The sequence below is a fragment of the Corynebacterium sp. TUM25015 genome, assembly GCF_056393505.1.
In genome coordinates, this window is record NZ_CM150783.1 from 2,033,324 (window position 1) to 2,054,288 (window position 20,965).

The 20,965-nt window shown below is 59.9% G+C and carries 15 protein-coding genes and 1 tRNA gene; 12 read left to right on the forward strand and 4 right to left on the reverse strand.

The annotated features are described in order from the left end of the window. Window positions 1-57: 57 nt before the first annotated feature. Together AC06DS_RS09205 and AC06DS_RS09210 are read left to right on the forward strand one after the other, a co-directional pair. The gene (locus AC06DS_RS09205; protein ID WP_477100596.1) at window positions 58-792 is read left to right on the forward strand and encodes an IclR family transcriptional regulator; all 735 of its coding nucleotides are present in this window, start codon (window positions 58-60) and stop codon (window positions 790-792) included. Between the two features lie 67 nt (window positions 793-859). Next, window positions 860-1,297, forward strand: coding sequence for a carboxymuconolactone decarboxylase family protein (locus AC06DS_RS09210; RefSeq protein ID WP_034973013.1), 438 nt, complete (start codon window positions 860-862; stop codon window positions 1,295-1,297). 7 nt (window positions 1,298-1,304) lie between these two features. Here the strand turns inward: AC06DS_RS09210 and AC06DS_RS09215 are convergent, their stop codons facing one another. Next, a complete protein-coding gene (locus AC06DS_RS09215; protein WP_477100597.1) occupies window positions 1,305-1,571 on the reverse strand; it encodes a hypothetical protein in 267 nt (88 codons plus the stop codon). Window positions 1,572-1,907: 336 nt separating this feature from the next. Further along, window positions 1,908-3,170, reverse strand: a complete 1,263-nt coding sequence (locus tag AC06DS_RS09220; RefSeq protein WP_477100598.1) for an MrcB family domain-containing protein — start codon at window positions 3,168-3,170, stop codon at window positions 1,908-1,910. A gap of 224 nt (window positions 3,171-3,394) precedes the next feature. Between AC06DS_RS09220 and AC06DS_RS09225 the strand changes: the two genes are divergently transcribed. Continuing rightward, window positions 3,395-4,486 (forward strand): M24 family metallopeptidase, encoded by a 1,092-nt coding sequence (locus AC06DS_RS09225; RefSeq protein WP_477100599.1) that lies wholly within the window; start codon window positions 3,395-3,397, stop codon window positions 4,484-4,486. Between the two features lie 20 nt (window positions 4,487-4,506). Here AC06DS_RS09225 and AC06DS_RS09230 read toward each other — a convergent pair whose 3' ends face one another. Both AC06DS_RS09230 and AC06DS_RS09235 read right to left on the reverse strand, forming a co-directional pair. Further along, complete coding sequence (locus tag AC06DS_RS09230; protein ID WP_293789935.1) at window positions 4,507-6,036, reverse strand: peptide MFS transporter; 1,530 nt, start codon at window positions 6,034-6,036, stop codon at window positions 4,507-4,509. Window positions 6,037-6,175: 139 nt separating this feature from the next. Beyond that, window positions 6,176-6,248: transfer RNA gene (locus AC06DS_RS09235), tRNA-Glu, on the reverse strand. Window positions 6,249-6,359: 111 nt separating this feature from the next. Here AC06DS_RS09235 and AC06DS_RS09240 point away from each other — a divergent pair. The 9 genes from AC06DS_RS09240 (at window position 6,360) to AC06DS_RS09280 (ending at window position 20,922) form a co-directional block, all read left to right on the forward strand. Beyond that, window positions 6,360-7,577 (forward strand): YihY/virulence factor BrkB family protein, encoded by a 1,218-nt coding sequence (locus AC06DS_RS09240; RefSeq protein ID WP_293789933.1) that lies wholly within the window; start codon window positions 6,360-6,362, stop codon window positions 7,575-7,577. A gap of 57 nt (window positions 7,578-7,634) precedes the next feature. Beyond that, on the forward strand, window positions 7,635-10,016 hold the full coding sequence (gene malP, locus AC06DS_RS09245) for a maltodextrin phosphorylase MalP (RefSeq protein ID WP_293789931.1): 2,382 nt from the start codon (window positions 7,635-7,637) through the stop codon (window positions 10,014-10,016). Window positions 10,017-10,212: 196 nt separating this feature from the next. Continuing rightward, on the forward strand, window positions 10,213-10,305 hold the full coding sequence (gene kdpF / locus AC06DS_RS09250; protein WP_034992682.1) for a K(+)-transporting ATPase subunit F: 93 nt from the start codon (window positions 10,213-10,215) through the stop codon (window positions 10,303-10,305). Continuing rightward, entirely contained in the window at window positions 10,302-11,954 is a 1,653-nt protein-coding gene (gene kdpA, locus AC06DS_RS09255) for a potassium-transporting ATPase subunit KdpA (protein ID WP_043012171.1), read from the forward strand. Before kdpF ends, kdpA begins: the two co-directional genes overlap by 4 nt. Continuing rightward, window positions 11,951-14,164 carry a potassium-transporting ATPase subunit KdpB gene (kdpB, locus tag AC06DS_RS09260; RefSeq protein ID WP_293789924.1) on the forward strand — a complete coding sequence of 738 codons (2,214 nt, stop codon included), beginning with the start codon at window positions 11,951-11,953 and terminating at the stop codon, window positions 14,162-14,164. Before kdpA ends, kdpB begins: the two co-directional genes overlap by 4 nt. Window positions 14,165-14,216: 52 nt before the next feature. Continuing rightward, the gene (gene kdpC, locus AC06DS_RS09265; protein ID WP_477100600.1) at window positions 14,217-14,810 is read left to right on the forward strand and encodes a K(+)-transporting ATPase subunit C; all 594 of its coding nucleotides are present in this window, start codon (window positions 14,217-14,219) and stop codon (window positions 14,808-14,810) included. Between the two features lie 126 nt (window positions 14,811-14,936). Continuing rightward, complete coding sequence (locus AC06DS_RS09270; RefSeq protein WP_477100601.1) at window positions 14,937-17,618, forward strand: sensor histidine kinase; 2,682 nt, start codon at window positions 14,937-14,939, stop codon at window positions 17,616-17,618. Further along, window positions 17,615-18,307, forward strand: a complete 693-nt coding sequence (locus AC06DS_RS09275) for a response regulator (protein ID WP_296215818.1) — start codon at window positions 17,615-17,617, stop codon at window positions 18,305-18,307. Before AC06DS_RS09270 ends, AC06DS_RS09275 begins: the two co-directional genes overlap by 4 nt. A gap of 104 nt (window positions 18,308-18,411) precedes the next feature. Next, complete coding sequence (locus AC06DS_RS09280) at window positions 18,412-20,922, forward strand: esterase-like activity of phytase family protein (protein ID WP_477100602.1); 2,511 nt, start codon at window positions 18,412-18,414, stop codon at window positions 20,920-20,922. The last annotated feature ends 43 nt before the right edge of the window (window positions 20,923-20,965 follow it).

Genomic DNA, 20,965 nt, shown 5'->3' on the forward strand with positions numbered 1-20,965 from the left:
GTCTCTCCTCTGTGTCCGCTATACAGTTCCACTGGATGGAATGTATAGTATCAAATCATGGGACACAATACGGAAATTCCCGCAACAAGCGGCATTCAAGTTTTGGACCGTGCGATCTTCATTCTAACGGTCATCGCAGCAGAACCTCGCAACCTTTCCGATCTGTGCGCCATCACCGGCTTGCCACGCGCCACGGCGCACCGTATCGCCGTCGCGCTGGAGAAGCACAGGTTGATCGAGCGCGGGGTGGACGGTGCGTGGGTCACTGGCCCAGCCTTGGCCGAGATGGCGCCGTCTACCTCTTCTCGTTTGGAGGACGCCGCAGAGTTCATCCTCCCCGACCTCATGGCAAAGACTGGCGAGTCCGTGCAGCTATATCGCCTTTCCGGAATGGAACGCGTGTGCATCGCCAACGCCGAACCCGCCACAGGTCTGCGGGACACGGTTCCGGTGGGCCACCGGATGACGTTGAACGCGGGCTCTGCAGCCAAGCTGTTGGTTGCCTATGCGCCGGAGGCATTCCAGAACCAAGTACTCCCCCATGCCGCCTACTCCCGCAAGGATCTAGAGCAGATCGCTGCCGATGGCATTGCGGAATCCTCCGCCGAGCGCGACCCCTCCCTCGCTTCCGCCTCCGTCCCCATCTTTGGAGCGGATGCACACAATCGCACTGTCATTGCCTCCCTTTCCATTTCTGGCCCCGTCGCCCGCATGGGCGAACACCCGGCTAAGAAATTCGGCGCGGATCTCAAGGAAGCTGCTCGTTTGCTGGAGGACCTACTGCGAAAGTAGCCATCGGCTGCCAGCAAAAATTTTTGGACAACACAGTCGCCCGCACATTTAAGGAGAAACTTGCGCCATGACCAGCGACAATTCTGCAAGCACAAACCCTGCCACAAACGACAAGCGTTACGACGCAGGCATTCAAGTCCGCCGGGAGGTCATGGGTGATGCCTTCGTCGATGCCGCCCTGGAACGCAACGCGGGCTCTGATGGCGAGGCACTGCAGAAGCATGTCACCGAAACCGTCTGGGGTTCTGTGTGGACGCGCGACGGCCTGGCCCGCCGCGACCGCAGCCTGTTGAACATCGGCATGCTGGTGGCATTGCGCGCGACTGAGGAGCTGCGCGGGCACGTCCGCGGTGCGTTGGAAAATGGTCTGACTCGCACGGAGATCACGGAGGCGATCATCCATGCCTCCGGCTACTGCGGCGCACCCGCGGCACTGTCGGCCATGAAGGTTGCCCAGGAGGTGCTGGTGGCGGAGCTCGGCCCGCTGGAGGGAGACGACAACTAGCCGTGCACTAGGTACGCGGCAGCTCCCGCCACTCCACCGTCAGCTCGGAATCCAGCTCGTCGACACGGGCGGCCAGGAAGTTGTAAAGGTTTTCCGTGCCGTCCTCGATGCCATCGGCGACATCCTCGCCCGCGGAGGTGATGTCCACCATCGCCGATTCATCCGCCGCGCCAGCGTTGGCGAGCTCGGCGCCCCAGCCGCCCTCCCCACGCCGACCGTCCTCGTCCGCCGAAAGGGTACGGAGCCAGGCTTCGGCTGACGTGTGGGCGTCCACACCAAAAAGAACGGCGCGAACCGTGGCGGGCGTGCCGTCGTTGCCGGGCGGGGTGCCCCAGAGCCAGTCCAGGTTTACGCGATATGGGGAGAGAATGGGAGCCTCCTGACGTAGGGTGAATCTATGAGCGATTATAAGGACAAGCGCTGCGTTGACCTAGAACGTTCTGCGTAAGATGCCGAATGATTACTGTAGCGACAACACGACGGGCGCTATGCCGCCCATCCGGTTATGAGCACGGAATCTTACGTCCAATATTTTGACATTTTCTAAATCTTTCACCGGTTTTCGGTAAAACGTTAAATTAAAATGCGCTAGTCGCAACAGTGTATGAAGTTAGCTTTTGGCGCTTATTGAACCAGAAGCCAAGAAACTGGTTGGCGCTAATTCAAGAGTATCTTCAATAGATCCGTAGATAACATATAGACCCCAATCGTCGGTGTCGACAGATAGGTCATAGACTCTATAGAGAGCGTAATTATCTGCATTTTCCCTAGAGAAATCTACTTCGTTGCTACTAAGGAAAAACCTTTCCTGAATTGATCCGGTTGTAGCCTTTACTTCAATAAAGAGCTTCTCTCCCTCTACCGTGAACGAAAGAACGTCGTAACCTGAACCATCCCCGTGCTCCGAAGATTCATGAACGACCTTCTGCGCCAGATCCGGTCGATTCGCCATCGTTAACCTCCGCCGCTCATAGGCCACGACAGCTTCCTCACCCAGCAATCCAATTTTCTTTTGACGACGTTGCTTCGACTCAAAATCAATCTTTCGCGCGACTCGGTCCCTAGCCTTCTGCACGGGACGCAAACTAGCCGGAGGCTCCTGCAGCTTCAAACCTGCTGGCACTCCAGCAAGTACTCTTTCATTCAGACGGTCATCTAAAGCACCGCCACCCGCTTCAGTTTCTTTTTTAGAGTTACTCTCCGTTATTAGAAGTTCATTGTTCTCCGATCCAGCCTCCGAGTCAATCAAGCTGTTTGCTATGATCTCAGCATTCTTCTTATCGAATCCTTGCGTGCCGATCTTTCCCTTGAGTTCACGGAAGACCCCAATAAAGTTACGGAGATCGCTAGTCATCTTCGCAGCATCCGGTAGATTACCTGCGGGATAAAATACGCCACAGATATGACCAAGTTCGTATCCGCGCGGTAGGCCTTTATCCCCCGCCATAAGATTAATCTCTTCGGTTTCAAAATCACTTAATGATGACGAAAGTTCTTCTCTCCAATATTTTGCAATTTCTTCGATATATTTTCCACCACGCATAGGTCCATACGTATTTTTAAAGTATGTCCAGCCTTGGTTAAGCGACAGATACACGCCACTCATATCAGCCCTAAAAAGGTAGATAATGTCGTAACCGTGAGTCGGCGTCAGAGTAACAGACTTATCTAATACCGACAACCACGGGATTTGCGCCCAGGCGCCTTGACCAGGAGATCCCGCTACCTTGTAGACATCCGTTTCAATACTTGCCTCGCTGATTATGGTATTCACCGCCGCTTCACGCATGAACTTAGCGAGGGGATGACCTCCAAATTTTTCTTTTTTAGCGTCCTGATACTCTGAAAGTATCTTTGCGAAAACATCTTTCATATCATAACCTTCCCAGTCATTTACAAAGAAAATAGTGGAACCTACTTCTTATTTAGAAAAATATTGACTTAAATCAATGCTGCTTTTACTCTACACGCTTAACATCTTTTATTCGCGCCTAACAATCTCAGAATAATTTTGATTTTAGCCACATAAACTGACACCGTTCTCGATCTCAGCCACCCCACCACTCCGCCAAAACCCAGGCGCGTACCCTGGATTCTATGAGTGAATTCTTCCCAGTCGAAACGTTTAGCAAGCGCCTCGCCACCGTCCGCGACATCGCCGCGCAAGCCGGCCTGGACGGCGTCATCGCCACGCCCGGCCCCGACATGGAGTACCTGATCTCGTCGAAGATCAGCACCCACGAGCGGTTCACGGCTCTGGTTCTTACTAAGGACGCCACCCGCATCATCGTTCCCGGCGTGGATGTCGCTGACCTGAAGAAGTCCGTCGCTGGCAAGCTCGGCATCGAGATCATCGGGTGGAACGACGGCCAAGATCCCTACGGCTACATCGCCGAAGGCTCCTACGCCGTCAGCGCGGCCATGACCGCCGACCACCTGCTGGAACTGCAGTCCCGCGGCATCTCCACCGTCAACGCCACCCAGGTACTGGCCCAGGCGTTCATCCGCAAGGACGACGAAGAGCTTGCCGAGCTGCGCCGGGCAAGTGCCGCCATCGACGAGGTTCACCGCCAGGTTCCAAACCTGCTGCGCGCAGGCGTGACCGAAAACAACGTGGCCAAGGAACTGGAACGCCTCATTCTCGAAGAGCACGAGGTGGTGGACTTCATCATCGTCGGCTCCGGCCCCCACGGCGCCGACCCGCACCACGACCATTCCGATCGCGTCATCGAAGATGGCGACGTGGTGGTTGTCGACATCGGCGGCACCCTGGCCAGCGGCTACCACTCCGACTGCACCCGCACCTATGTAGTCGGCGAGCCCACGGATGAGCAGCAGCAGATTTACGACATCCTGCAGCGTGCCCAGGAAGCCGGGCTGGAGTTCGCCAAGCCTGGCGTCACCGCCGGCGAGGTGGACAAGGTCGTCCGCGACATTATCGACGAGGCCGGCTACGGCGAGTACTACATTCACCGCACGGGCCACGGCATCGGACTGTCCTGCCACGAGGAACCCTTCATCATCGCCGGCAACGACTTTGTGATTGAGGAGGGCATGGCCTTCTCCATCGAACCCGGCATCTACATCCCCGGTAAGTGGGGCGCACGCATCGAAGACATTGTGATTGTGGCGTCCAAAAACGTAGAGCCCATCAACAAAACACCCCACGAGCTAGTGCGCGTGGGGTGAGAGGGAATCCTAGTTGGAAGTTAGTGGACGTCCACGAACTTCTTAACGATCCACTTCCGTGCCAGGAAGATGAGCGCGCCGAGGGCAATCATGACCGCGAACATCGCGAGGAAGTAGGTGCGCTCCGCGGAGGCGTCGTTCGGGTTGTAGAAACCCGCCAGGCTGCCCGAAAGAGCAGTACCCAGGCTGATAGATAGCAGCCACAGGCCGAACATACGGGTGGGGAACGCCTTCGGCGCCAAACGGGTGGCCATGGAGTTACCCACCGGGCTGAGCATCAGCTCGCCCATGGTGAACAGGAACAGAATCAGCACCATCACCCACATCGGCGTGGAGTTCGCGCCACCACCGGCAAACGGGATGAACAGCAGCAGCGCCACGCCGATCAAGCCAAGGGCCATGGAGAACTTCACTGCGTAGGAAGGCTGCTTGTCCCCCAGCTTCGTCCACAAAGCGCCAAACACGGCGGCGAACAAAATAATGAATAGCGGGTTGATGGACTGCACCATGCCCGGAGGAACCTCGATGCCGAACAGGTTACGGTTCAGGCGCTCGTCGGAGTACAGCGCAATCACGGTGAACTGCTGCTGGAACAGCGACCAGAACGCGACGGATGCCACGAACATGGGGACAAAACCAACGAGGCGGGAACGTTCAATATCCGTGGTCAGCGGGGAACGGTACATCTGAATCCACAGGACAATGGCGATCACCGCGGCCAGTAGAGCTGCAATGTTGGACAGCTGCGCTACCTTCAGCACTCCCGTGACGAACAACAGAACGAAAGCAGCCACCGCTACAACAGCACCGAGGAAGACCGGGAGGTACTTCTTGTGCGGCAGCGGGTTCACAACCTCGTGGCCCGCATCGCGGATGGTCTGCTTACGCAGAGCGGTGTACTGGATCAAGCCGATGGCCATCATCACGGCGGCGGCACCAAAGCCCCAGTGGAAGCCCTTCCAGCCCCACAGCGCGTTGGTGATCAGCGGGCCGAGCAGGCCACCGATGTTCACGCCCATGTAGTAGATAGAGAAGCCACCGTCACGACGGGGATCGTCGTGCGAGTACAGAGAACCGAGGACCACCTGGGAGGTCGTCTTAAGAGCACCGGAGCCAATGGCGATGAACACCAGGCCAAGGGTCACACCGACATAGCCCGGCAATAGCGCCAAGCTGATGTGGCCCAGCATCACTAGCACTGCGGAGTAGAACAGAGTGCGCTCCGCGGAGAGGATGCGGTCGGCCACCCAGGCGCCCGCCACGCCGGTCAGGTACACCAAGCCACCGTAGGCGCCGACGATAGAGAGGGCGGTGGACTTTTCCATCCCCAGACCACCGTCAGCAACGGTGTAGTACAGGTAGTACGCCAGCAGCGCCTGGAGGCCGTAGAAGCTGAAGCGCTCCCACATCTCCACGCCCGAGAGGTTGGCTAGACCGAAGGGGTGGCCGAAGAACGTCCGTTCGTTCTGGTTCGCGCTAGATGATTGCGCGGTTGCTGTGGAGGCCCCGTTAGGTGCGGGGGAATCCTCCGTATTCGATTGAGAGGTCATTCGTTAATTCCATCACATACACTGCGGATTAACGAAGCCATCGGCAAAAAATTTGGGGAAGATTGCTGCGCCAAAACGGTTTTACCGCCCGCCGACCCGCAAAAGGAAAAAGCACGACCCGTATGCCGTGCTGATGTTGTACCCCGTACGGGATTTGAACCCGTGTTACCGGCGTGAGAGGCCGGCGTCCTAGGCCGCTAGACGAACGGGGCGCGTGTGCCACAAAAACTGGCACGCGTGCTTCTTCAAGCAGTAGGGAGAACTCTACACAACGCAGTGCCAATCCACCTAATCCCTAATTTCACCTGCTAGTTTGTTCGTTGATGAACTCTTCACCCACACCTTCGCACTTCCCCGCCAACGTGCTCGGCGATACCCCGCGCGCGGACGCTGAGCGCACGGACGGCGCGGGTGGCGTCATTAAGAAGGTGCGGGAAAAGAAACACACCCCGCGACGCATCGTCAACGCCGAAGGTGGCGAGGGCATCGTGGCGCTGAGCCGGGCGGAGTACCGCGAAAAGGTCACCAGCAAGAACCGGTTTGTCGGCCCGAAGGCGTGGCCGCTTATCGCCAAGCGCCTGTACTTCGAGTTTTTCTTCCGCGCCTTGATGGATCGGGGTGCGGTCTTGAGCTTCTTTACGTTGCTGACGGCGATCCCGACCCTCACCGCGTTCTACTCCATCACCACCCTGGTGCTGGATCAGAACCGCAAACAGGTTACTGACCTCACCGACCAATTCATCGACGAGAACGTCCCCGAAACTTTCGCCGACAACGCGCGCACAATCGTGGACGTCATTATCGGTTCCACCCAACAATCAGTTGTCACACTGACGGTGAGTGTGATCATCGCCCTATTCTCCTCCTCGGCCTATGTCCGCGCATTTTCGCGCAGTGCCAACGGCCTCTACGGACGGCGAGAGGGCCGCAATATCGTGCGCACGTGGCTGGCCATGTGGGGCCTGACGTTTCTTCTGATTCTGGGACTCGTACTTGTTGCGGTGGCTTTCTTCTTCCGCGGTGACCTATTGACGCCACTCTTCGACCGCTTTGCCGAACCCCTACACCTGAAGTGGCTGGAGCGTTTTATTGTCCAGGACTTCCTTCCGATCTGGGGCTACCTTCGGTGGCCGGTGATCGCCATACTGTCGACCTTCCTCATCGCCGCGCTCTACCACGTGGCGCCCAACGTGAGCTATGGGCGCTTCCGCTGGCTCACAGTCGGCTCGGTGTTCGCCTTTGTTGGAATCATCCTGGTGGCGCTGGTCGTAAAGCTGTACCTGAATGGCTTTATGCACTTCGGCATGTATGGCGCTTTGGGTGGCCTCATCGCAGGGTTCCTAGGGTTGATCGTGGCCAATACCCTGCTGCTGATGGGGTTGAAGCTGGATGCGGAGATCACGCGCGCCCGTGAGCTGCAAGCTGGGCTAGATTCCAGCGAGATTATCCAGGCTCCCCCGACATCGGACGAATCGGTGGATGGGTTCAACCGGCTGCAGGACTCGCTTCGGCAAGATGCGCGGAAGTTCCTGGAGCACTAGCCCCCTGCCCTATTCCCGACCAGCGAGTTCCCAACCGGCACCATAGAATCAGTACCTATGAGCCACGAACTAAACTCCACTGCCATTGGCGGCCACGTCCGCGCTGCCGCAGGTACACCGCCCCAGCAAGCATCCACCCGCAAGTTCTGGACGGGACTCTCCCGCAGCATCCAGGAGCGCATCGCCGACGATTGGGAGCGTACCCGCTCTGCCTATGCCGCAACCCGCCAGCAGCACTACTTCTCCGCCGAGTTCCTGATGGGCCGCGCGCTGTTAAATAACCTCACCAACTTAGGCCTGGTGGAGGAAGCACAGGCCGCCACCCGTGAGCTGGGCCACGAACTGGCTGACGTGCTGGAGGTAGAAAACGACGCAGCACTAGGAAACGGTGGCTTGGGTCGCCTGGCGGCCTGTTTCCTGGATTCCGCCGTCACCCAGGATTACCCCGTCACCGGCTACGGCATCCTCTACCGCTTCGGCCTGTTCCGCCAGTCCTTCGACAATGGCTTCCAGGTCGAGCGCCCGGATCCATGGCGTGAGGAAGAGTATCCCTTCACCATCCGCCGTGCCTCCGACCAGTTGGTCGTGCACTTCGATGATATGAAGGTCCGCGCGATTCCCTATGACATGCCCATCACCGGCTACGGCACTCGCAACGTCGGCACCCTGCGCTTGTGGAAGTCTGAGCCGTGGGAGGAGTTCGATTACGACGCTTTCAACTCCCAGCGCTTCACCGATGCCATCATCGAGCGCGAACGCGTCAGCGATATCTGCCGCGTGCTGTACCCGAACGACACCACCTACGAGGGCAAGAAGCTGCGCGTGCGCCAGCAATACTTCTTCACCTCTGCCTCCCTGCAGGCGATGATTCGCAGCCACCTGGCTCAGCACGGTGACCTGAAGAACTTCGCAGATTTCCACTCCGTGCAGCTCAACGACACTCACCCGGTGCTGGCCATTCCGGAGCTCATGCGTCTGCTGATGGACGAGCACGGCATGGGCTGGGAGGAATCCTGGGAGATCGTTTCCAACACCTTCGCCTACACCAACCACACCGTCCTCACCGAGGCTCTGGAGCAGTGGGATCAGCAGATCTTCCAACAGTTGTTCTGGCGTGTGTGGGAGATCATCGCCGAGATCGACCGTCGCTTCCGCATCGAGCGCTCGGCGGAGGGAATGGATAGCGTCACCATCCAAAGAATGGCCCCCATCCAACACGGTGTGGTGCACATGGCGTGGATCGCCTGCTACGCCGCGTATTCCATCAACGGCGTGGCCGCACTCCACACGGAGATCATCAAGCGCGAAACCCTCGGCGATTGGTTTGCACTGTGGCCGGAGAAGTTCAACAACAAGACCAATGGTGTAACACCGCGTCGCTGGCTGCGGATGATTAACCCGCGCCTGTCTGCGCTGCTTACTCGCCTTTCGGGTAGTGGCGCCTGGGTCACCGACCTCGACAAGCTCAAGGAACTGCGCAGCTACTCCTCCGACCCGGCGGTCATGCAGGAGCTCCGTGAGATCAAGGCTGCCAACAAGCACGACTTCGCCGAGTGGATCGCCGAGCGCCAGGGCGTGGTCATCGACCCGGATTCCATCTTCGATGTACAGATCAAGCGCCTGCACGAATACAAGCGCCAGCTCCTCAACGCCCTGTACGTGCTGGATCTGTACTTCCGCATCAAGGAGGATCACCAGCGCGACCTACCGCCGCGCACGGTGATCTTCGGTGCGAAGGCCGCGCCGGGTTATACGCGGGCGAAGGCGATCATCAAGCTCATCAACGCGATCGCAGATCTTGTGAACAACGACCCGGTGGTCTCCCCGCTGCTGAAGGTCGTGTTCGTCGAGAACTACAATGTCTCCCCCGCCGAGCACATCCTGCCGGCCTCCGATGTGTCGGAGCAGATTTCTACAGCGGGTAAGGAGGCCTCCGGCACCTCCAATATGAAGTTCATGATGAACGGTGCGCTGACGCTGGGCACCATGGACGGCGCGAACGTGGAGATCGTGGACTCGGTCGGTGAAGAAAACGCCTACATTTTCGGCGCCCGCGAAGAGGAGCTGCCGTCCCTGCGCGCTGAATACAAGCCCTATGAGCTCTACGAGTCCGTGCCGGGGCTGAAGCGCACCCTCGATGCGCTGGATAACGGCACCCTGCACGATGACTACACGGGATGGTTCTACGATCTGAAGCAGTCGCTGATCCACGGCTTCGGCGAGGACGCATCCGATACCTATTACGTGCTGGGCGACTTCGCAGACTACCGCGATGTCCGCGACCGCATGGCCGCTGACTACGCTGCGAACCCACAGGGTTGGGCACAGAAGGCATGGGTGAACATCTGCGAATCGGGACGGTTCTCCTCTGACCGGACGATCCGCGACTACGCCACTGAGGTCTGGAAGCTGCAGCCAACGCCGATCGATGGCGAATAATCATCCGCCTGCACCGGCGCAGGTCGGGGCGTCAAAAGGCGGTGTTAAGGAGGGGCGTTAAGAAAGCGTAAAGAGTCATAAGCATGGGGTGACAACGGTGTTGTTATATTCCCATGCTTTTTGACTTTGTAATGGTTGCAGTAACCTGCGCGCTGTTCGGCGCAATGGGTGCCGCCTTGAAGGCGGTGGATAAGCTATGAGCTGGGAACTGATCGTCGGTGGGGTCCTGGGGATCCTTGCCATCATCTACCTTTTGGTTGCCCTGTTGAACCCGGAGAAGTTCTCATGAGCGGCAGCATCACAGGGTGGATCCCTGTCATCACGGTCATTATTGCCCTCGCAGCGTTCTATGTGCCGCTGGGCAACTACATGGCCACCACGTTCACTGCTAAGAAGCACAATGGCTTCGAGCGTGGCTTCTACCGACTCATCGGTGTAAACCCCGACGGCCAGCAGAAGTGGACTCGCTACTGTGCAAGCCTGCTGGCTTTCTCCGCTATCAGCGTCGTGTTCGTCTACCTGTTGCAGCGCGTGCAGCAGTGGCTTCCCCTGAACCACGGTAAGGAACCCGTGCACTGGGACCAGGCATGGAACACCGCTGTTTCCTTCACGACTAACACCAACTGGCAGTCTTACTCCGGTGAGGAGGCCATGACCATCCTCACCCAGATGGCTGGCCTGGCTGTACAGAACTTCGTTTCCGCCGCGGTGGGCATTACCGTGGCTATCGCACTGATTCGTGGCCTGGCCAACCGCATGGGCAACGGCCAGATCGGCAACTTCTGGGTGGATCTGACCCGTGCTGTGTTCCGCATCCTGCTGCCGATGGCAATCATCGGTGCGATCCTGCTGATCTCCCAGGGTGCGATCCAGAACTTCCACGCCCCGACCACCGTCGAGACGATTACGGGTGGCCAACAGACCATCCCGGGCGGTGCAGTGGCATCGCAGGAGGTCATTAAGGAGCTGGGCACCAACGGTGGTGGCTACTTCAACGCCAACTCCGCCCACCCGTTTGAGAACCCGAATGCATGGACCAACATGCTGGAGATCTTCCTCATCCTGGTGATCCCGGTCAGCCTGACCCGCACCTTCGGCAAGATGGTGAACGACACTCGTCAGGGCTGGGCCGTTCTCGCAGCCATGGCTGTGCTGTACTTCTCTTCCCTGGCAGTCGTGATGTCCAGCGAAACCTCCCTGGCCGCATTCCAGGGTGGCGGTATGGAAGGTAAGGAATACCGCCTGGGCGTGCTGCCTTCCTCCTTCTTCGCGGTCACCACCACGATGACGTCCACAGGCGCTGTGGACTCCTTCCACTCGAGTTACCACCCACTCGCGGGCGGCATGCTGATCCTGGACATGATGCTGGGCGAGATCTCCCCCGGCGGCGTGGGCACCGGCCTCTACGGCATGCTCATGATCGCCCTGCTCAGCGTGTTCGTCGCCGGCCTGATGGTCGGCCGTACCCCGGAGTATCTGGGCAAGCGCATCGGCGTTTCCGAGATCACCAAGGTGAGCCTGTACATCCTGGTTATGCCAACGTTGGTGCTGGCAGGCGTAGGTATTTCCGCCATGCTGCCGGACACCCGCGAATCGGTTTCTGCCGATGGACCGCACGGCTTTAGCGACATTGTTTATGCCTACACATCAGCCTCCAACAACAACGGTTCCGCATTCGCCGGCTTCGGTGCCGATACCCCGTGGTTCAACATCACCCTGGGTCTGTGCATGTTGCTGGGACGCTTCCTGCCGATCGTGATGGCTCTGGCCTTGGCAGGAGACTTCGCTAAGCAAAAGCCGGCTGCTGAAAACGCCGGTACCCTACCCACCCACCGCCCGCAGTTCGTGGGAGTGATGGTCGGCATCGCCATCATCGTTGGTGCCCTGACCTTCCTGCCCACCCTGGTTCTCGGCCCGTTGACGGAGGCCCTGTCATGACAACCCTCAATGCCCCTTCCCGCTCCACCGCGAAGCGTGCCTCGGCTCCAGCCAAGCACAACAAGAAGAACGAAGGTGCGTTCTCCGCAGCCCAGCTAAAGCAGGCTCTGCCGCTGGCGCTGAAGAAGATGGACCCGCGCCTGCTGTACAAGACTCCAGTGATGTTCCTGGTAGAAGTCGGCGCGCTTTTCACCCTCATTTTGGCGATCGCGCACCCCTCACTGTTTACCTGGTCAATCACAGTGTGGCTGTGGCTGACCGTGTTGTTCGCCACCCTCGCCGAAGCCGTTGCCGAAGGCCGCGGTAAGGCACAGGCGGACGCCCTTCGTTCCACTCGCACCCAATCCAATGCACTTAAGTTCGGCGGTTCCGACGTCAACGACCCCCATCTGGCTCGCGCACTCGAGGACTCCGGCGCAGGCATTAAAGACGTCAGCGAAGAGGTCTCCAGCGAGTCCCTCTTGCCGGGCGATATTGTTCTGGTGAACGCAGGTAACGTGATCCCTGCCGACGGCGACGTCATCATGGGCGCCGCCAGCGTCGACGAGTCCGCTGTTACCGGCGAATCCGCACCCGTTATCCGGGAATCCGGCGGTGACCGCTCCGCCGTGACCGGTGGTACCCGCGTGCTCTCCGATGCCATCGCTATCCGCGTCACCAGCAAGCCGGGCGAGTCCTTTATGGATCGCATGATCGGCCTCGTCGAAGGCGCAGAGCGCAAGAAGACTCCGAACGAATTGGCTCTGGGCACCCTGCTGATCGTGCTGACCATCATCTTCATGATCGTGGTTCTGGCGCTTGCTCCTATGGCTGCTTTCAACGGCGCAGAACAGTCCCCGGTGGTGCTGGTTGCCCTGCTTGTCTGCCTCATCCCCACCACCATCGGTGCGCTGCTATCCGCCATCGGCATCGCAGGTATGGACCGCCTGGTGCAGCACAATGTGCTGGCCATGTCCGGCCGAGCCGTCGAGGCAGCAGGTGACGTTGCCACCCTGCTGTTGGATAAGACCGGCACCATCACCATCGGTGACCGCCAGGCCAGCGAGTTCGTCGCCATGGAAGGCATCGACCAGAAAGAGCTCGTCTACGCCTGCCAGTTGTCCTCGCTGGCCGACGAAACTCCAGAAGGCCGCTCCATCGTGCAGCTCGCCGAGAAGCAATCTGGATTTGTCATTCCCGAAGAAACCTTCCGCGAGGCCGAGTTCATCCCCTTCACCGCTCAGACCCGCATGAGTGGCATTCAGCTACCCGCTGGCGCTGGGGAGCACACGGAATGGTCCGCCCGCAGCAATGCCACGAGCCGCAGGATCGTTAAGGGTGCTGCGTCCGAGGTTGCCAAGCTCGTCACCAACCTGGGCGGTGACGTCCCGCCTTCCATCACCGACGTCGTCAACGACATCTCCAACAGTGGTGGCACCGCGCTGGTTGTCGCCGAAATCGCCCTTGGTTCCCAGGGTGAAGACCTCACCGGCCGAGTTTTGGGCGTCATTCACCTGAAAGACGTAGTAAAGCCCGGCATGACCGAGCGCTTCGAGCAGCTACGCAAGATGGGCATTCGCACCGTCATGGTCACCGGCGATAATGCGCTGACCGCGAAGGCCATCGCTGCCGAGGCCGGTGTGGACGACGTGCTGGCGGAAGCCACCCCGGAGCAGAAACTAGAGCTGATCCGCAAGGAACAAGCTAAAGGTCGCCTAGTAGCTATGACCGGCGACGGCACTAACGACGCTCCTGCCCTGGCTCAAGCCGACGTGGGCGTGGCCATGAACACCGGCACCACCGCCGCCAAGGAGGCCGGCAACATGGTGGATCTGGATTCTGACCCGACGAAACTGATCGACGTGGTGGCCATCGGCAAGCAGCTGCTGATTACCCGTGGTGCGCTGACCACCTTCAGTATCGCCAACGATATTGCGAAATACTTCGCCATCATCCCGGCGATGTTTGTGGTTGCCTTCCCCGGCCTGTCCGCGCTGAACGTCATGCGTCTGCACTCCCCCGAGTCCGCGATCCTGTCCGCCGTGATCTTCAACGCGCTGGTGATTATCGCGCTGATCCCGCTGGCCTTGAAGGGCGTGAAGTATCGCGCGGGTTCCGCAGCCTCCCTGCTCTCGCGAAACCTGACCATCTTCGGCCTCGGTGGTGTGATCGTGCCGTTCATCGGCATCAAGATCATCGACCTGATTATCTCCGGAGTCTTCGGACTCTAACCCTGCGGGTCTGCTTTTGCCGGCCCCTGTTGAAAGGAAACACAGTAATCCCATGGCACGCGCAACATCTGGCAATGGCCTGCGTCTGGCCTCTACAACAGTGCGCATTTTCTTCCTGCTCACGCTGATCCTGGGCATCGTTTACCCTGCGTTCATGGTGGGTGTGGGGCGGATTATGCCCGCCAAGGCGGACGGTTCGATGATCACCAATGCGTCAGGCCAGCCCGCCGGTTCCACCCTGATCGCTCAGGAAGTCACCAAGCCGGGCTTCTTCTTCCCGCGCCCTTCTGCTGCGGGAGACAATGGTTATGACGCCATGGCGTCCTCCGCGACCAACCTCTCCCCCTATAGCAAGGAGTACCAGGAGGCTATCGCTGAAAAGCGAGACGAAATCGCCCAGCGCGAAGGAGTCTCGCCTGAGGATGTTCCGGTGGACGCCGTGACCTCTTCCGGTTCTGGCCTAGACCCGCACATCTCCACTGCCTACGCCAAGCTACAGACTCCGCGCGTAGCGAAGGAACGCGGCCTGGACCAGCAGAAGGTAGAACAGCTTGTCAATGACGCTACCGAGGGCAACTACACCGGAAGCGCCGACGGAGCACCGGTTAATGTGGTGAAGCTCAACAAGGCACTCAGCGAGCAGTAGCGCTGGGAAAAGTCCCAGCGTGGTCTGCCTGGCGGTGTAAAAAGTAATTAACGCTGGGAGACGTGGCGTCACCCACATATGCACCGCGAACAGGGTGCAGCAAGAAAGCAAGGAGCACAAGCAACGATGACAAAGCGTGGCACGCTGAAGGTCTACCTCGGCTTCGCCCCTGGCGTGGGCAAGACGTGTGCCATGCTCAACGAAGCGCACGACCTGTATGACCGCGGGCGCGACGTACTGGTTGGCATCGTGGAGGACCACGGGCGCGAACGTACCCGTAAGCTCACCAAGGGACTGCCGACGTTGCCCCGCAAAACGGTTCCGCACCGGGGCGGCAATTACTCGGAACTGGACCTTGAAGCGGCGCTGGAGGCGCACCCGGAGATCATCCTTGTCGACGAGCTGGCGCACACCGTGGTGGGTGAGCAAGCCGCGGACAGTACCCGCACTGCCGAGACAGCAAAGCGCTGGCACGATGTGTACGCGCTGCTGGATGCCGGCATCGACGTCATCTCCACTATGAACATCCAGCACCTGGAGTCGCTCAACGACGTGGTCTCTGCTGTCACCGGTACGCGCCAGCTTGAGACGGTGCCGGATCAGGTGCTGCGTGACGCCGACGAGATCGAGCTGGTGGACCTCTCCCCCGACGCGCTGCGTATCCGCCTCGCCCGCGGTGAGGTCTACCGCCAACAGCAGGCGGAAACTGCGCTGAATAACTACTTCCGGGTAGGTAACCTCACGGCGCTCCGCGAACTGAGTCTGCTGTGGCTGGCGGACAAGGTCGACGAGGGACTGGAAAAGTACCGCGAAGACAAGAAGATCAAGGAAAACTGGCCCACCCGCGAGCGCGTGGTGGTGGCTGTACAGGGCGACGAGGTTTCCGAGGCGCTGATCCGCCGCGGGGCGCGCATCACCGGGCGCGTGGCAGGTCGCGAGATGCTGGTGGTTTATGTCTCCGGCGCAGACGAAGCGCTGGGGGCTGATCTGCCCCAGCGGCTGCGGCGGCTGCAGGAGCTTACCGAATCCCTCGACGGCCAGTGGCGGGTGATCGAGGGTGATGACGTGGCGGATACGCTGCTGGAGTTCGCCCGCACGGTCAATGCCTCGCAGTTGGTGATTGGTCTGGGCACGCGAATGAGCCGCCTGTTCAGCTCGACCAGCCACAAGATCATCGACGGTTCCGGGCGTATCGATGTGCACATCGTGTCCACGTCCAGCGCGTCTACTAAGTCTGCCGATGCCAAAAAACCCAGGCTCTTTAGCCTGTCGCGAGCGCGCAAGTCGGGTCTGGATACCTCGAAGCAGCTCAGCCCGGCGCGCCGATTACTCGGTTGGCTGTTAGCGATAGCAGGGCCTGTGCTGCTGACTTTCGCCATGCTGCCCTTCGACCGCGAAGACGGTGCCTTGGGATCCATCCTGCTGGGCTACCTGACCATTGCGGTGTTCGCAGCTCTGGCTGGTGGGTTCGGTCCGGCGATCGTGGCGGTGATCATCGGCTCGGTGATGGCGAACTGGTTCTTTACCCACCCCTTCCACACGCTCACTGTCACGGAACCTGCCAACGTGGTGCAGATTATCCTGTTCTTTGTGATCTCCGCGGCTGTGGCCGTGGTGGTGGATATTGCGGAAAGGCGGCGCGCCATCGCCAATCGGCGCCTGGGGCAGGCCGTGGTGCTCTCCGATTTGGCCCGCGGTGCTCTGGACGAGGGCGACGATATCCGTAGCCTGCTGGAGCGCCTGCGCGAGACCTTTAATCTGCGCCGCGTGGATCTGCAGCAATATTCGAAGGAACGCAAGAAGTGGTTCACGATGGAGACCACCGACCCCGGTGGTATCGGTGAACCGTGGAATAGCAAGAAGGCTCCGGCTCACGTGGGAGCGGGCGATGGCATGCGCTTCGTGCTCGGCGGCCGCGATCTCTCCCCTGCCGAAAGTGCGATGATCGAGGCGCACGGCGCCCGTATCACCGCCATCATTGACCGTGAGCAGATCGACGCAATGCGCCGAGCCACCGCCGCTTTGGAGGCCGGCAACCGGGTGGGCACCGCGCTGCTTACGGCCGTCTCGCACGACCTGCGCACTCCGCTGGCCGGTATCAAAGCCGCGGTCAGTGCTCTGAACATGGATGACATGCAGCTGGATGATGATTCCCGCGCTCTACTGCTGGACACCATCGAGACCAGTACCGACCGATTGGAAACCGTCATCGGCAACCTGCTGGATATGAGCCGTGTGAACTCCAATGCCGTCGCCGTGCACAATTCCCCGGTGCTCTACACCAATGTGGTCGAGGCCGTCCGCGCCGAACTGCCGGAGGCCACACAGCACATCGACTCTTTTATCGACGCCTCAGTCCCGCCGGTTTTGGGCGATGCAGGTTTGGTGCAGCGCATCATTGCAAACATTGTGATTAATGCCCGCACCTACGCTCCCCACTCTCGCATTGAACTGCGCGCTGAGGAGACCGCTGGCGCTGGTGGCACCGCTGGCACAGCTGGCGCTGATGGCACTGTGCAGTTGGCCATTATCGACCACGGTCCGGGATTCCCCTCGGAACACTTAAACGACATTTTCACCCCATTCCAGCGCCTCGGCGATCAAACTGCCAACAACAATGGCCTTGGGCTTGGCCTGGCAGTTGCGCGCGGGTTTGCCGAAGCCATGAACGGAACACTTGAAGCCCGAGAAACCCCAGGTGGAGGCGCCACACTGGTTCTATCCCTGCCGAAGGCAACGGGAGCCCTGGAGGACGGGGAGGCGCCTGGCGTCACAAAGAAAGAAGAAGGAGAACAGCTAGCCCCATGAGCGGCGAGAAAATTTTGATGGTAGAAGACGACGTCGCCCTGGCAAACGCGGTGCTCGTCACCCTGCGGGCGCGTGGCTACGACGTACAGGTAGCCACGACCGCGACGGCGGCGATTCAAAAGGCCTCGAAGTGGCACCCGCAGGCAGTGCTGCTAGACCTCGGGTTGCCGGACCTGAGTGGCCTGGAGGTCCTGCGCTCGCTGCGGAATTGGACGGATATTCCGGTGCTGGTGGTGTCCGCGCGCCACGACGAATCGGGCAAGATCAACGCGCTCGACGAGGGGGCGGACGACTACGTGACCAAACCTTTTTCCGTCGGCGAGTTGCTGGCACGCCTGCGGGCGGCGTTGCGCAGGGCGCCCGGCGAGAGCATCCCCGAGGAGCCGGTGGTTGAGACCTCCGACGGGCGGGTGAAGTTTGATCTGCCTGAAAAGCGCGTCACAGTGGACGGTGAGGACGTGCACCTCACCCCGCGCGAATGGGGCATTGCCGAACACATGATCCGTCGCCGCGGGACGTTGGTTACGAAGGTGGAGTTGCTGCAGGCCGTGTGGGGTCAGGCGTACAAGAAAGAGACGAACTACCTACGGGTTTACATCTCCCAGCTGCGGCAGAAGTTGGAGGCCGACCCGGCGAACCCGCAGTACTTTACGACCGAGACGGGAATCGGCTACCGCTTGGTGCTGTGAGTTCACCTGAACGCCATGTTGTCTTAAACCTGCGGCAAAAACTACGTGGAAAAATCTGTTCGGTTATTCGTAATTTATAAGAACAGATAGGTGTAAGGCGCTCCATGCAACTCAACAGCGTTAAGTCCAACGGCAAGAAGTCTTTTAACTCGGCTGGTAAGCGAAAGATCGCAGGTATCTCGCTGGCTCTGGCGGTAGTTCCCTTCAGCGCGGTTCCCGCAGCTAACGCGACGGTCGGCTCGCAGACCGTGGTCGGCTCTACCCTGGGATCCTCCAGCTTCGGCTCCTCGGCTGGATCTTCTGCGGGGTCTACTGTCGGCTCATCCCTACCTGGTTCTTCTCTTCCTGGCTCCTCCCTGCCTGGTTCTTCTCTTCCTGGCTCTTCTCAGCCCGGAACCCCGGGGGCCGCTTCCACGTTCGAGCGCACCGCGACTTTCCCTGTGTACGAAAACCGCCCTGACGGCGAAGACAAGTCCACCCCGACCGTTGCCGAGATCTCCACTGTGTCGAAGGACGGCAAGACGCTGATCCACACCGACGCGCTGGCGCAGCGCATCGGATTCATTGACATCAGCAACCCGAACGCGCCACAGGGTCTCGGCACCCTGGACCTCAAGGCGCAGGGCCATGCCAAGGACGAGCCGACCTCCGTAGCTGTGTACGGCGACTACCTGCTGGTGGTCATCGACGAGACGGGAGGCGACTTCGCCAATCCGAAGGGACGCGTAGACATCGTGCGAGTCTCCGACCGCACCCGTGTTTCCTCCATCGATTTGAAGGGACAGCCTGACTCCATCGCTATCTCCCCCGCTGGCGCATCCGGCACTCCCAAGGCTGCTATTGCCATGGAGAACCAGCGCAATGAAGAGCTCAATGACGGCAACCTTCCGCAGCTGCCTACCGGCTTTGTGCAGACCATTGACCTATCCGGCGAGCCAAAGGGTTGGAAGGCCACCCCGATTCGCTTCGAGGACGAAAGCGGCCAACTGCTGGACATCGTGAAGAAGGCCGGACTGGATACCCCGGAGGATCTGGAACCGGAGTACGTCAGCATCAACGGCAAGAACCAGCTAGCCGTCACATTGCAAGAAAACAACGGTGTGGCCATCATCGACCTTCAGACCAACCGCATCACTAACGTGTTCAGCGCGGGCAGCGCCGAGGTTAAGGGCGTGGACACGCAGTCCGACAAGATCATCAACCCCACCGATTCCCTGCCAGAGACTCCGCGCGAGCCGGATGCCATCTCGTGGATCGACGATAACCACGTGGCCACGGCCAACGAGGGCGATTGGAAGGGCGGCACCCGCGGCTGGACCGTCTTCGACACGAACGGCAAGATCACCTGGGATGCCGGAAACTCCGTGGAGAACCTGGCCATCCGCCACGGCCTGCACAACAACAAGCGCGCCAAGAAGAAGGGCGTGGAGATCGAAGGTATCGCCACGGCCAAGATGAATGGCACCACTTATGCGTTCGTCGGCTCCGAACGCTCCAACTTCGTTACCGTGTACAACGTCAACGATCCGGCGAACCCGCAGTTCGTGCAGATGCTGTTCACCACCAACGGTCCCGAGGGCATCCTGCCAATCCCGGAGCGCAACATGCTCGCTGTATCCAGTGAGGTGGACGAGCCGGAAAACGGTGTGCGCAGCGCAGTGACGCTGTACCGCCTGGGTGGCAAGGAATCTCAGCCTTCCATTGTGTCTGCCGATGAGGGCGACGCGCCGATCGGCTGGGGCGCACTGGGTGCTCTGGCCGCCGATCCGAAGGACGCCAACCGCCTGTACGCAGCCTCCGATTCCGCATTCGCCAACGGCTGGGTGTACACCATCGACGCCTCCAAGCAGCCTGCCGTGATCACCGAACGCCGCGCCGTGAAGCGCGACGGTGCTCCGGCCGAAGGCCTGGACATCGAGGGCATTTCCGTAGCCGCCGACGGTGGCTTCTGGATTGCCTCCGAGGGCAAGAAGGGCAAGGATAACCGCCTGTTCCACACCGATAAAGACCTCAACATCACCTCTACGGTCGAACTACCTGCCGACGTTGCTGAGCACATCGGCAAGTGGGGGCTAGAGGGCGTCACTTCCACAAAGGACGCCCACGGCGTGGAACAGCTATACGTCGCCGTGCAACGACCGCTGTGGAAGGACCCGGAGGCGAAGAAGCTCGAGGCGCTGGAAGGCGAGAACACCACGCGCATCGGCAAGTACGACACGAAGACCAAGCAGTGGCAGTGGTTCGGCTACGAGCTGGAGAAGCCCGCTGGCAAGGGCGACTGGATGGGCCTGTCGGAGATCACCGCGTTGGATGATAAGCACCTGCTGGTGATCGAGCGCGACAAGCTGAACGGCCCGGATGCGAAGGTCAAGCGCGTGATGAAGGTGACGCTGCCGGAGGGTGCGGGCGCTGGCGAAAACGCGCTGCCGATGGTGAAGAAGGAGCTGGCCGTGGACGTACTGCCGAAACTGCGTGCCACCAACGGCTGGACGCAGGAGAAGCTGGAGGGCTTCACTATCGCGGCAGATGGCCAGATGTACGCGGTGACGGATAACGACGCGCTGGATGATGCCACCGGCGAGACCGTCTTCCTGCGCCTGGGCAAGCTGAAGTAGCGAAGCGGGACTCGGCGCCGTGTAAGGCCGTAACCTGGAGATT

Bases quoted from the DNA above. Each gene is read 5' to 3' on its own strand.
- AC06DS_RS09220 (WP_477100598.1), bottom strand. From the start codon at position 3,170: ATGAAAGATGTTTTCGCAAAGATACTTTCAGAGTATCAGGACGCTAAA.
- kdpF (WP_034992682.1), top strand. From the start codon at position 10,213: ATGAGCTGGGAACTGATCGTCGGTGGGGTCCTGGGGATCCTTGCCATC.
- AC06DS_RS09205 (WP_477100596.1), top strand. From the start codon at position 58: ATGGGACACAATACGGAAATTCCCGCAACAAGCGGCATTCAAGTTTTG.
- kdpC (WP_477100600.1), top strand. From the start codon at position 14,217: ATGGCACGCGCAACATCTGGCAATGGCCTGCGTCTGGCCTCTACAACA.
- AC06DS_RS09280 (WP_477100602.1), top strand. From the start codon at position 18,412: ATGCAACTCAACAGCGTTAAGTCCAACGGCAAGAAGTCTTTTAACTCG.
- AC06DS_RS09210 (WP_034973013.1), top strand. From the start codon at position 860: ATGACCAGCGACAATTCTGCAAGCACAAACCCTGCCACAAACGACAAG.
- kdpB (WP_293789924.1), top strand. From the start codon at position 11,951: ATGACAACCCTCAATGCCCCTTCCCGCTCCACCGCGAAGCGTGCCTCG.
- AC06DS_RS09270 (WP_477100601.1), top strand. From the start codon at position 14,937: ATGACAAAGCGTGGCACGCTGAAGGTCTACCTCGGCTTCGCCCCTGGC.
- malP (WP_293789931.1), top strand. From the start codon at position 7,635: ATGAGCCACGAACTAAACTCCACTGCCATTGGCGGCCACGTCCGCGCT.
- AC06DS_RS09225 (WP_477100599.1), top strand. From the start codon at position 3,395: ATGAGTGAATTCTTCCCAGTCGAAACGTTTAGCAAGCGCCTCGCCACC.
- AC06DS_RS09240 (WP_293789933.1), top strand. From the start codon at position 6,360: ATGAACTCTTCACCCACACCTTCGCACTTCCCCGCCAACGTGCTCGGC.
- AC06DS_RS09230 (WP_293789935.1), bottom strand. From the start codon at position 6,036: ATGACCTCTCAATCGAATACGGAGGATTCCCCCGCACCTAACGGGGCC.
- kdpA (WP_043012171.1), top strand. From the start codon at position 10,302: ATGAGCGGCAGCATCACAGGGTGGATCCCTGTCATCACGGTCATTATT.
- AC06DS_RS09275 (WP_296215818.1), top strand. From the start codon at position 17,615: ATGAGCGGCGAGAAAATTTTGATGGTAGAAGACGACGTCGCCCTGGCA.